This is a genomic window from Ornithinicoccus halotolerans, from assembly GCF_009602535.1.
Taxonomy (GTDB): Bacteria; Actinomycetota; Actinomycetes; order Actinomycetales; family Dermatophilaceae; genus Ornithinicoccus; species Ornithinicoccus halotolerans.
The window spans coordinates 19,136-31,026 of the sequence record NZ_WIQI01000025.1 but is presented as its reverse complement, the minus strand read 5'-3'; the positions used below and the strand labels follow the sequence as shown (position 1 = coordinate 31,026).

Sequence of the window (11,891 nt, the reverse complement as noted above, 5' to 3'; positions counted from 1 at the left end):
CGGCGCAGGCCCGCCAGGCCGCTGCCGCCCGGACGGCCAGCGGCTCGGTGCGGGTGCAGGACGCCCGGGCCAGGGTCGCGGCCGGGTCACGGCTGTTCGTCGAGGGGCGCCACGACGCCGAGCTGGTGGAGCGGGTGTGGGGGGACGACCTGCGGGTCGAGGGGGTGGTCGTCGAGCTGCTCGAGGGGGTGGACGACCTCACCGCCGTGGTGCGCGACTTCGCGCCGTCGGCGCAGCGCCGGATGGGGGTCCTGGTCGACCACCTGCTGCCCGGCACCAAGGAGGACCGGGTGGTGCAGCAGGTCCGCCGGATGCCGCAGGCGCGGTGGGTGCGGGTGCTGGGCCATCCCTACGTGGACGTGTGGCAGTCGGTGCGGCCGGCGCGGCTGGGGCTGACCGCCTGGCCGGTCATCGAGCGGGGCCGGCCCTGGAAGCAGGCCGTGCTCGCCGAGCTCGGCTGGCCGCACGCCACCCAGGCGGACGTCGCTCAGGGATGGAAGCGGATCCTGGGGTCGGTGCGTTCCTACAAGGACCTGGAACCAACGCTGCTCGCCAGCGTCGAAGAACTGATCGACTTCGTCACCGTCCCGCAGGAGGGAACACCATGACCACCGGACCGCAACCACCGCACGACCGCCCGCAGGGGGCCATCCCGCCGTCCCAGCAGCCGCCGGTGACCGACCCGGCCCGGCAGCCCGGGGCCGTCCCGGGTGGTGACGACCGGGCGATGACGGTGCTGGCCCACCTGTCCGCGCCCATCGCGGCGATCGTCAGCCTGGGCTGGCTGTCCGTGCTGGGCCCGCTGGTGATCTGGCTGGTCTACAAGGACCGCAGCCCGCTGGTGCGGCAGGCTGCCGCCGGCGCCTTCAACTTCAACCTCTCGTTCTGGCTGCTCTACCTGCTGTCCTGGATGCTCATCTTCACCGTGGTGGGTGCCCTCGTCGGGATCCCGCTGCTGATCGTGATCTTCGTGGTCGGCGCGGTGCTGCACCTGGTCGGCGCCGCCCGCGGCAGCAAGGGCGAGGTGTTCCGCTACCCGTTCCAGCTGCCCGTCCTGAGCTGACCGGCTCGCTCCTCTCCCGGCGTGTCCGATCGCGACCCGCCGGGAGGGGTTGTGCGGCTCCGCTTCCGGGAGTAGGACGGACGGTACGCACCGCGCCGGCCTCCCGGCAGGTGCTGGCCGCACGGTCCACGTCGCGGATTCGCGATCCGGGCCTCTGCGCACCGGTGACACCCGCCCGTGATGGGGCGAGGGCGAGCCAGGGCGACCCCGTGCCGGCCGACCGGGCATCACCCCGGCCGACGCGGGCCCCCGCGACCATCTGGGCGGGGGCCTGCGCCATGCCCCCAGCCCGCCGCCGGCAGCCGCCCCGGTGAGCCGGCTCACCCGAGCAGCCGGTGCACCACCGTGTCGGCCAGCAGCCGCCCCCGGAGCGTGAGCACCGCCCGGCCCGCGAGCGCGGCCCGCCCGTCCAGCAGCCCGGACGCCACCAGCCCGGCCACGGCCAGCCGGCCGTCCTCGCCCAGCTGGTCCAGCGGCAGCCCCTCGGCCAGCCGCACCCCCAGCATCACCTGCTCGTCCTCGCGCTGCCGGCGGGTGAGCAGCTCCCGGCCCGCGCCGGGCGACCGGCCGGCGGCCACCCGGGCCGCGTACGGTCCAGGGTGCTTGACGTTCCACCACCGCACGCCGCCGACGTGGCTGTGCGCGCCCGGGCCCACACCCCACCAGTCGTCGCCGCGCCAGTACCCCTCGTTGTGGCGGCACCGCGCCTGCGGGCCGAGCGCCCAGTTGCTGATCTCGTACCAGTCGTAACCGGCCCTGCTGAGCAGGTCCTCGGCCAGCTCGTACTTGTCCGCCTCGTCGTCGTCCTCCGGCGCCGGCACCTCCCCCCGGCGGACCTGCGCGGCCAGCCGGGTGCCCTCCTCGACGACCAGCGCGTAGGCCGACACGTGGTCCGGCTCCAGCGCCAGCACGGTCTCCAGGCTGGTGCGCCAGTCGGCCAGCGACTCCCCTGGCGTCCCGTAGATCAGGTCCAGGCTGACCTGCAGGCCGGCGTCGCGCACCGCCCGTACCGCGGTCGCGACGTGCGCCGGGTCGTGGGTGCGGTCCAGGGTGGCCAGCACCTGGGGCACCGCCGACTGCATCCCGAGGCTGACCCTGGTGAAGCCGGCGGCCGCGAGCTGCTCGGCCAGCTGCGGGGTGACCGTGTCGGGGTTGGCCTCGGTGGTTACCTCGGCGCCCGGCGCCAGCCCCCAGGCCCGGTCCACCGCGGCGACCACCCGGCCCAGGTCGGCCGCCGGCAGCATGGTCGGCGTGCCGCCGCCGACGAAGACGGTGCCGACCTCCCGGGGGCCGGGACCGTCGGTGGCCAGCACCCGGGCGGCCAGGTCCAGCTCGGCCACCGCGGCGTCGGCGAAGGTGCCGAGGGTGGCACCGTGTCCGCCCAGCTCGGGCACGGTGTAGGTGTTGAAGTCGCAGTAGCCGCAGCGGACCCGGCAGAACGGCACGTGCACGTAGACCCCGATCCGGCGCCGGTCGATCCCGGCCAGCGCCGCGGGCGGCAGCGCGCCGTCGGCGGGGACCGGGTCACCGGCCGGCAGGGCGGGGGGCATGCACCCAGTGTCGCAGCCGCAGCGGCGGCACCGACCCAAGACGAGGAGACCGCCGGTCCCCGGGTGGGGACCGGCGGCCCTGGGTTGGGTCGACCGGGGGCCGAGCAGGTCAGTCAGCCGGCAGGAAGACCCGGTTGGGGATGTCCTCGTAGTCCTCGGGGTCGATCGTGGCGATGGACCCGTCGGCGATGGCGTCGACCAGCCCCTGCAGCCCGACCTTGACCTGCGAGGTCAGGAAGCCGTTGCGCTTCATCCCGTCGTACTGGGTCTGGCTCGAGGTCTCGAACAGCACCGTCGCGCTGCCCCGGAGCGCGAACGACCCGAGCGCCGTCCCCGGGAGGTTGGTGCTCTGCGGGTAGAGGGTGAGGTCGCCGTAGCCGGAGCCACCGCGGTCCTGCAGCGCGTCGTAGACGGCCACGTTGGCTCGCCGGGAGGCGTCGTAGTCGAACTCGGGCCAGTCACCGTGCTCGTCCGGGTCGGCGATGAACCGCCCCGAGATGGACAGCGGGGAGTGCCGGTCGGTGCCCTCGACGGCGTAGCAGCTCCACTGGTTGTGCAGGTCGACGAAGTAGTCGACGGTGCCGAACTCGGTCTCCAGGTCCCGGTACAGGTCGCGCACGGTCTGCGCCTCGGGGGTGAGGTACCAGCCGGTGTCCGCGCTGCTGCCGGGGAAGTCGGCCGGGTCCGGCACGTAGTCCAGGTCCGGGTGGAAGTCGCGGTTCACGTCGTAGCCCGGCACGGAGTCCCGGTAGTTCCACGCCGGTTCCACGCCCGCCAGCTGCGGGAACTGCGCGACGGTCTCCTCCCAGCTCATCTGGTTCTGCCGGGTGTCGTTCTCGCCACCGTCGACGTTGAGCCGCGGAACGGCCACGATGGTGACCTCCTCGCGCATCGCCTCGGCCGCCGCGGTGTTCCCGCCCCACTGCTGCAGCAGCTGCAGCAGCGCCTCGGTGCCGTGGTTCTCGTTGCCGTGGATCTGGGACTGCACCAGCAGCACGGTGTCGCCCTCGCCGACGCGGGCGGAGTAGATCTCCCGGCCCTGGTTGCTGTGGCCGACCACCTCGACGTCGACCGTGCCCTGGCTGGTGCGCTCGATGCGCTCCAGGGTCTTGGTCAGCTGCTCGTGGTTGACGAAGCCCGCGTTGCCCGAGCCGGACGCCTCGGTCCCGCAGTGGCTGTTGGTGGGGGTGGCCTGGGCGCCGCCGCCCGTCAGCGCCACCCCCGCCGTCACGGTCAGTGCCGCACTGGCCAGGACTGCGCTGCGCCGTCGTCGCTGCATCATGTGTCGCTCCCTGCTGGTAGACATCGGACGTGTCCCTCGACGCTAGCCAGCGCACCGACCGGGAGGAACCCGCAGCAGGTCAGCCCTCGGTCAACATCCCGCCAACCCTCAGACGCGGCGGTAGGCCAGGTCGGTGATGCGGCGGCCGGCGGCTACCCCCTTGGCCTCGAACCGGGTCACCGGTCGCAGCGGGGCACGCTCGGTGGAGGCGAGCGTGAAGCCGGACGCCTCGTCCAGGACGGCTCGCGCGTGCTCGGCGTAGTCGTCCCAGTCGGTCGCCAGCCGCCAGGTGCCTGCCGGCTGCAGCAGCCGGTGCACCGTGCGGGCGAAGGCAGGGCCGACCAGCCGCCGCTTGCGGTGGCGGGTCTTCGGCCACGGGTCGGGGAAGAACGTCCACACCTCGCGGGCCGCGGCGGCCGGCAGCAGGGTGGGCAGCGCCTGGGCCGCGTCTGCCTCCACGAACCGCACGTTCGGCAGCGGCCGCTCCCCCATCCGGGCGAGGCACTGGCCGATCCCGGGCCGCCACACCTCCACCGCCAGGAAGTCCCAGTCCGGGCGTGCGGCGGCCGCGTGCAGCAGCGCGTCGCCCGAGCCGCTCCCGACCTCCACCACCAGCGGGGCGGTACGGCCGAACGCCGCAGCCGGGTCGAGGGTGAAGCCGGGGTCCACGGTGGTCAGCGCCGCAGCCGGGCGGGGCACGTCGATGACCAGCGCGGGGGCGAGCCGGTCGTAGGCGGCCTGGTGCCGGTCCTTCATGCGCGCGCCGCGACGGGTGAACGACCGGGTGCGGGCCAGCGGGCGCCCGTCGTCGGTGGTGCGGGCGCTCACTTGCGGGTCTTCTCCGTCCCGAGCCCGTCCTGGGACAGCGCGGCGATGAAGGCCTCCTGCGGCACCTCCACGGAGCCGACCATCTTCATCCGCTTCTTGCCTTCCTTCTGCTTCTCCAGCAGCTTGCGCTTGCGGCTGATGTCACCGCCGTAGCACTTGGCGAGCACGTCCTTGCGGATGGCGCGGATGTTCTCCCGGGCGATCACCCGGGAGCCGATGGCGGCCTGGATCGGCACCTCGAACTGCTGCCGCGGGATGAGCTCCTTGAGCTTGCCGGCCATCTTGACGCCGTAGGCGTAGGCCTTGTCCCGGTGCACGATCGCGCTGAAGGCATCGACCTGGTCGCCCTGCAGCAGGATGTCGACCTTGACCAGGTCGGCCTCCTGCTCGCCCTCGGGCTCGTACTCGAACGAGGCGTAGCCCCGGGTGCGCGACTTCAGGTTGTCGAAGAAGTCGAAGACCACCTCGGCCAGCGGCAGCGTGTACCGCAGCTCCACGCGTTCCGGGGACAGGTAGTCCATGCCCCGCAGCGACCCCCGGCGGGACTGGCACAGCTCCATGATCGGGCCGATGAACTCGCTCGGGGCCAGGACGGTGGCGCGCACCACCGGCTCGGTCACCGCGGCGATCTTGCCGCTGGGGAACTCGCTGGGGTTGGTCACCTCCAGCGCGGTACCGTCCTCCATCCGGACCTGGTAGACCACGTTGGGCAGCGTCGAGATCAGGTCGAGCCCGAACTCGCGCTCCAGCCGCTCCCGGACGATCTCCAGGTGGAGCATGCCCAGGAAGCCGATACGGAAGCCGAACCCCAGCGCCGCCGAGGTCTCCGGCTCGTAGACCAGCGACGCGTCGTTGAGCTTGAGCTTGTCCAGCGCCTCCCGCAGCACCGGGTAGTCCGAGCCGTCCATCGGGTAGAGGCCGGAGAACACCATCGGACGGGGGTCGCGGTAGCCGCCGAGCGGCTCCTCCGCGCGGCGCCCCGCGCCCGTGACGGTGTCGCCGACCTTGGACTGGCGCACGTCCTTGACGCCGGTGATGAGGTAGCCGACCTCCCCCACGCCGAGGCCCTTGCTGGGGGACGGCTCGGGGGAGATGACACCGATCTCCAGCAGCTCGTGCGTGGCGAGGGTGGACATCATCGCGATCCGCTCCCGGGGTGAGAGCCCGCCGTCGATCACCCGCACGTAGGTCACGACGCCCCGGTAGGTGTCGTAGACCGAGTCGAAGATCATCGCCCTGGCCGGGGCGTCGGCCCGGCCCACGGGGGCCGGCACCTCGCGCACGATCCGGTCCAGCAGCTCGGGCACCCCCTCGCCGGTCTTGCCGGAGACCCGCAGCACGTCCTCGGGCTCGCAGCCGATCAGCCCGGCCAGCTCCTCGGCGTACTTGTCCGGCTGCGCCGCCGGCAGGTCGATCTTGTTGAGCACCGGGATGATCGCCAGCTCGTTCTCCATGGCCAGGTAGAGGTTGGCCAGCGTCTGCGCCTCGATACCCTGCGCGGCGTCGACCAGCAGCACGGCGCCCTCGCAGGCGGCCAGCGACCGGCTCACCTCGTAGGTGAAGTCCACGTGCCCGGGGGTGTCGATCATGTTCAGCACGTGCGCGGTCACGCCACCGTGCTCGGCGGCCACACCCCAGGGCATCCGCACCGCCTGCGACTTGATGGTGATGCCGCGCTCGCGCTCGATGTCCATCCGGTCCAGGTACTGGTCGCGCATCAGTCGTGGCTCGACCACGCCGGTGACCTGCAGCATCCGGTCGGCCAGCGTCGACTTGCCGTGGTCGATGTGAGCGATGATGCAGAAGTTGCGCAGCACCTCCGGCGGCGTCGCCGCCGGCTGCGGCACGGCCTCGGGCTGGACGATCGGGGACACGCGTGGGTACCTCGTCGGTCGGGGTCGGGACCACCAGTGTCCCACGTGGGCGGGTCGGCACCGTGCGGACGCGTCCTGCGATTGCGGGCCTCCGGCACCGGCGCGATCCTGGGAGGGTCTGCACGCAGCCGGACGAGACGGACCGACGGAAGGAGGCCGTCATGGCCACCTGCGACACCTGCGGCAACGACTACGACAAGGCGTTCACGATCACCCGTGGCGACGAGCGCGGGACGTTCGACAGCTTCGAGTGCGCGGTGGAGGCGATGGCCCCCCGCTGCGGCCACTGCGGCTGCCGGGTGCTCGGCCACGGGGTGGAGGCCGCGAACGGAACCATCTACTGCTGCGCCCACTGCGCGCGGCAGTCGGGCGAGGCGGGGGTGAGTGACCGGGCGTGAGCCCGGGGCGTCCCCACGCCGACCAGTCCAGCCCATCGATCGACCGAAGGAGACAGCCATGCCCTACAACGAGGAGACCGGCACGGTCACCGGCACCAAGGACAAGCACTACAACATCCTCTGGTTCGCCCAGGCGTGCATGACCAACGCACTGCGCCTGGAGGAGTACATCTCCGATGCCGAGCGGGAGGGCGACAGCGAGCTCGCCGAGTTCTTTCGCAAGGCCCAGGCCGACAGCCACAAGGGTGCCGAGCAGGCCAAGCAGCTGATCGCCGCGCGGCTGTCGCAGGGCGGCTGAGGCACCCCACTTCGTCCGCGCTCCGCAGACGACCCGCCCCGGACGCTGACCGTCCGGGGCGGTTCCCGTCATAGCCGCTACACTCTTTCCAGCACTCGACCACTCAATTCCGAGATGCGGAATGACACCGAGGAGGGCGTGATGACGACGCTGCAGCTGCCCGCAGGCGTGGAGGTCAACGGTGAGCTCAAGCCGGGCTATGAGGAGATCCTCAACCCGGCCGCGCTGGAGCTCATCGCCCGGCTCCACCGAGAGCTGGAGGACCGCCGCCAGGAGCGGCTTCGCGCTCGGCAGCAGGTCGTCGCCGACATCGCGGCCGGGGGCTCGCTGGACTTCCTCGACGAGACCCGGCACGTGCGGGAGGACCCGGACTGGCAGGTCGCGCCACCGGCGCCCGGGCTGGCCGACCGGCGGGTCGAGATCACCGGCCCGACCGACCGGAAGATGACCATCAACGCGCTCAACTCCGGCGCCCGGGTCTGGCTGGCCGACCAGGAGGACGCCAACACCCCGCTGTGGGCCAACGTCATCGAAGGACAGGCCAACCTGCGCGACGCCATCACCCGCCGCATCGACTTCACCTCCCCCGAGGGCAAGCGCTACGCCCTCGCCGACGGCGAGCTGGCCGTCATCGTGATGCGGCCGCGCGGCTGGCACCTGGACGAGAAGCACATCACCGTGGACGGACAGCGGGTCGCCGGTGGCCTGGTGGACTTCGCCCTGTACATGGCCAACAGCGCCCGGCCGCAGCTGGACGCCGGCCTCGGCCCCTACTTCTACCTGCCCAAGCTGGAGCACCACCTCGAGGCCCGGCTGTGGAACGAGGCGTTCGTCATCGCGCAGGAGCAGCTGGGGATCCCGCAGGGCACCATCCGGGCCACCGTGCTCATCGAGACCTACCCGGCGGCGTTCCAGATGGAGGAGATCCTCTATGAGCTCCGGGACCACTCGGCCGGCCTGAACGCCGGTCGGTGGGACTACATCTTCAGCGTGATCAAGACCTACCGCAGCCGGGGCACGGAGATGCTGCTGCCGGACCGCAACGCGGTCACCATGACGGTGCCGTTCATGCGCGCCTACACCGAGCTGCTGGTGCGCACCTGCCACAAGCGCGGCGCCCATGCCATCGGCGGCATGGCCGCCCAGATCCCCAGCAAGGACGAGGAAGTCAACCGGGCGGCCTACCAGAAGGTCGCCGAGGACAAGGCCCGGGAGGCCCGGGACGGCTTCGACGGCTCCTGGGTGGCTCACCCGGGAATGGTCCAGACCTGCCAGGAGGCGTACGACGCGGTGCTGGGCGAGCGGCCCAACCAGATCGACCGCCGCCGTGAGGACGTCCAGGTCACCGCCGCGGACCTGCTCTCGGTGCCGCAGACCCCGGGTGAGGTGACCGAGGCCGGCCTGCGCGGCAACATCTCGGTGGCGATCCAGTACCTGGCGGTGTGGATGACCGGCCGCGGCGCGGTGGGCATCTTCAACCTGATGGAGGACGCCGCCACCGCCGAGATCTCCCGGTCCCAGATCTGGCAGTGGATCCACAACGACATCACCCTGGATACCGGCGAGCAGGTGACCGCCGGACTCGTCGAGCGGCTGACCGAGGAGGAGATCGCCAAGCTCGACGGTGACCCCGCCGCCTACGAGCAGGCGCGCCAGCTGTTCCTGGAGGTGGCCGTCGCCGACGACTTCGCCGACTTCCTCACCATCCCGGCCTACGAGAGGATGGACTGAGCCACCACGACCCCGGAGACGCCGATGACCACGCAGGCAGGACACCCCTCCGACCCGGAGCGGCAGGCCAGCGTGCTGCGCGGCGCTGACCCCGCCGCCGAGGTCCAGGCCCAGCGCGAGCCCGCCGGTGCACCCGCGAGCCGGGGCACCGTGGCCCAGGTCCGGGAGGACCTGCGAGGGCTGCTCCCCGAGGAAGCGGTCCTCACCGACCCCGCGCGGCTGGCCACCTACGAGTGCGACGGCCTCGCGGCCTACCGGGTCACGCCCGGCCTCGTCGTGCTCGCCAGCCGGCCCGAGCACGTCGCCGCGACGGTGCGCGCGTGCGCCCGGCACCGGGTGCCGTTCGTGGCCCGCGGCTCGGGCACGGGACTCTCCGGCGGGGCGCTGCCGCACGCCGACGGCGTGCTCGTGGTCACCAGCCAGCTGCGCACCCTGCACGAGGTCAGCGGCGAGGACCAGCGGGCGGTCGTCGACCCCGGCGTCATCAACCTGCAGGTCTCCCAGGCCGCCACGCCGCTGGGGTACTACTTCGCGCCGGACCCCTCCAGCCAGCAGATCTGCTCCATCGGCGGCAACGTCGCCGAGAACTCCGGCGGCGCGCACTGCCTGAAGTACGGCTTCACCACCAACCACGTGCTCAGCCTGGACGTGGTGACTCCCGACGGTGAGCAGGTGACGCTGGGCACCCGGGCCCCCGACGCCCCGGGGTACGACCTCATCGGGGCCTTCGTCGGCTCCGAGGGCACCCTCGGGGTGGCGACCCGGGCCACGGTCCGGCTGGTGCGGCTGCCGGAGGACGTGCGCACCGTGCTCGCCGGGTTCGACGACACCGACCAGGCCGGCGCGGCGACCAGCGCGATCATCGCCAGCGGCATCGTGCCGGCGGCCATCGAGATCATGGACGCCCTGGCGATCGAGGCGGCCGAGGCGGCGGTGCAGTGCGGCTACCCCGAGGGTGCGGGCGCGGTGCTGCTGGTGGAGGTGGACGGGCCGACCGACGAGGTGGCCCACGAGCTCGCCGAGGTCGAGCGGATCTGCCGCGAGCACGCCGCGATCGAGCTGCGGGTGGCCACCGAGGCCGCCGACCGGGCGGCCATCTGGAAGGGGCGCAAGTCCGCGTTCGCGGCCGTGGGGCGCATCTCCCCCGACTACATCGTCCAGGACGGCGTGGTGCCCCGGACCGCGCTCGGGCAGGTGCTGCGACGGATGAGCGAGATCAGCGCCGAGCAGGGGGTGCGGGTCGCCAACGTCTTCCACGCCGGCGACGGCAACCTCCACCCGCTGGTGCTCTTCGACGGCGGCACCGAGGGCGAGACGGAACGGGCCGAGAACGTCTCCGGGATGATCCTGGACCTGTGCATCGAGCAGGGCGGCTCCATCACCGGCGAGCACGGCGTCGGCTCCGACAAGGCCCGCTACATGCCGCGCATGTTCACCGACGAGGACCTGGACACCATGCAGCTGGTGCGCTGCGCCTTCGACCCCGACGGGATCGCCAACCCGGGCAAGATCTATCCCACCCCGCGGCTGTGCGGGGAGCGCCCCGGCCGCCACCAAGGCGCGCACCCGCTGCAGGAGACCGGCGTGGCGGAGATCTTCTGATGGAGCTGGCCGACATCCTCGGCGGGGCCTGCCCGGTGCGGCAGGCCGGCCCCGGCGACGACGTCGACGGCGTCATGCCGCGGGTCGTGGCCACCCCGGGCTCGACGGAGCAGACCGCCGCGTTGCTGCGCACCTGCCACCAGCATCGGCTCGCGGTCACCACCCGCGGCCGCGGCACCCGGCTGAGCTGGGGGCGCCCCCCGCGCCGGCTGGACGTGGTGCTCGAGACCACCGCGATGGACCGGCTGGTCGAGCACGCGCACGGCGACCTCATCGCCACCGCCCAGGCCGGCCTGCCACTGGCCGACCTGCAGGCGGTCCTCGCCGAGGCCGGCCAGCAGCTACTGGTGGACGACCTGGTCGGCGGCGGGACCGTGGGCGGGCTGGTCGCCACCAACGCCTGCGGGCCACGGCGGCTGGTGCCCGGCGCGCCCCGGGACCTGCTGATCGGGGTCACCATGGTGCGCGCCGACGGCACCGTCGCCAAGGCGGGCGGCAAGGTCGTCAAGAACGTCGCGGGGTACGACCTGGGCAAGCTGCTCTGCGGCTCCTACGGCACGCTCGGGGTGGTCACGGAGGCGACCTTCCGGCTGCACCCCCTCCCCGAGGCCACCAGCTGGGTGGAGGCCGACGTCCCGATGGCGGAGCTGGCCGGCCGGGTGGCGGCCGTCCGGCACTCCCAGCTGGTCCCCTCCGCCCTGGAGGTGGACGCCGCCCCGGCCGACGGGGACGGCACCGCCGCGGACCGGGCGCGGGTCGCCGTCATGCTCGCCGGGACGGCGGGCGGCGTCCGGGCCCGCACCGAGTCCGTCCGCGGGTTGCTGGGGGCGGGCGCGCAGCAGACCGACCCGCGGTGGCCGTTCCGGCTGCCCGGGGACGACCGCACCGCCCCCAGGACTTCCCAGGAGCCCGCGGACCGCCCGGTGCTGCTGCGGATGACCGCCGCACTCAGCGCGGTTCCCGAGCTGGTGCGGCACGCCACGGCGGCCTCGGTCGCGGTGCGCGGGTCGGCGGGTGTCGGCGTGCTCCACGGGCGGCTGCGCGGGTCCACGGACCCGGCCGACGTCGCCGACCGTGTCCAGCGGCTGCGTCGCTGGTGCACCGCGCACGGCGGCAGCCTGGTTGTCCTCGACGCCGCGCCGCACCTGAAGCAGGCCGTGGACAGCTGGGGGCCGGTCGGCGGCCTGCCGCTGATGCGGCGCGTCAAGCACGAGTTCGACCCGGCCGGAGTCCTCTCTCCGGGCCGCTTCGTAGGAGGCATCTGA

The 11,891-nt window shown here is 73.0% G+C and carries 11 protein-coding genes; 7 read left to right on the top strand and 4 right to left on the bottom strand.

The genetic code is table 11. The features are described from left to right. Together GFJ45_RS06940 and GFJ45_RS06935 are read left to right on the top strand one after the other, a co-directional pair. Window positions 1-608 (top strand): DUF3097 family protein (locus GFJ45_RS06940; RefSeq protein WP_153395530.1); only part of this gene is annotated, 608 nt, incomplete at its 5' end. Then, window positions 605-1,063 carry a DUF4870 domain-containing protein gene (locus GFJ45_RS06935; protein ID WP_228386629.1) on the top strand — a complete coding sequence of 153 codons (459 nt, stop codon included), beginning with the start codon at window positions 605-607 and terminating at the stop codon, window positions 1,061-1,063. The genes GFJ45_RS06940 and GFJ45_RS06935, both read left to right, overlap by 4 nt. 320 nt (window positions 1,064-1,383) lie before the next feature. On the opposite strand, the gene hemW is transcribed toward GFJ45_RS06935, so the two are convergent. The 4 genes from hemW to lepA form a co-directional block, all read right to left on the bottom strand. Then, window positions 1,384-2,613, bottom strand: coding sequence for a radical SAM family heme chaperone HemW (gene hemW / locus GFJ45_RS06930; protein ID WP_153395528.1), 1,230 nt, complete (start codon window positions 2,611-2,613; stop codon window positions 1,384-1,386). A gap of 109 nt (window positions 2,614-2,722) precedes the next feature. Next, window positions 2,723-3,895, bottom strand: coding sequence for a M14 family zinc carboxypeptidase (locus tag GFJ45_RS06925; RefSeq protein WP_228386623.1), 1,173 nt, complete (start codon window positions 3,893-3,895; stop codon window positions 2,723-2,725). 108 nt (window positions 3,896-4,003) lie between these two features. After that, window positions 4,004-4,723, bottom strand: coding sequence for a tRNA (guanosine(46)-N7)-methyltransferase TrmB (trmB, locus tag GFJ45_RS06920; RefSeq protein WP_228386621.1), 720 nt, complete (start codon window positions 4,721-4,723; stop codon window positions 4,004-4,006). Then, window positions 4,720-6,597, bottom strand: coding sequence for a translation elongation factor 4 (gene lepA, locus GFJ45_RS06915; RefSeq protein WP_153395526.1), 1,878 nt, complete (start codon window positions 6,595-6,597; stop codon window positions 4,720-4,722). The genes trmB and lepA overlap by 4 nt, the downstream gene beginning before the upstream one ends. A gap of 161 nt (window positions 6,598-6,758) precedes the next feature. Between lepA and GFJ45_RS06910 the strand changes: the two genes are divergently transcribed. The 5 genes from GFJ45_RS06910 (at window position 6,759) to GFJ45_RS06890 (ending at window position 11,891) form a co-directional block, all read left to right on the top strand. Then, window positions 6,759-6,995, top strand: coding sequence for a hypothetical protein (locus GFJ45_RS06910; RefSeq protein ID WP_153395524.1), 237 nt, complete (start codon window positions 6,759-6,761; stop codon window positions 6,993-6,995). A 58-nt stretch (window positions 6,996-7,053) separates the two neighbouring features. Then, window positions 7,054-7,293, top strand: coding sequence for a hypothetical protein (locus GFJ45_RS06905; RefSeq protein ID WP_153395522.1), 240 nt, complete (start codon window positions 7,054-7,056; stop codon window positions 7,291-7,293). Between the two features lie 141 nt (window positions 7,294-7,434). Then, window positions 7,435-9,024, top strand: a complete 1,590-nt coding sequence (gene aceB, locus GFJ45_RS06900; protein WP_153395536.1) for a malate synthase A — start codon at window positions 7,435-7,437, stop codon at window positions 9,022-9,024. Between the two features lie 24 nt (window positions 9,025-9,048). Further along, window positions 9,049-10,626 (top strand): FAD-linked oxidase C-terminal domain-containing protein, encoded by a 1,578-nt coding sequence (locus GFJ45_RS06895; RefSeq protein ID WP_153395520.1) that lies wholly within the window; start codon window positions 9,049-9,051, stop codon window positions 10,624-10,626. After that, the gene (locus GFJ45_RS06890; protein WP_153395518.1) at window positions 10,626-11,891 is read left to right on the top strand and encodes an FAD-binding oxidoreductase; all 1,266 of its coding nucleotides are present in this window, start codon (window positions 10,626-10,628) and stop codon (window positions 11,889-11,891) included. Before GFJ45_RS06895 ends, GFJ45_RS06890 begins: the two co-directional genes overlap by 1 nt.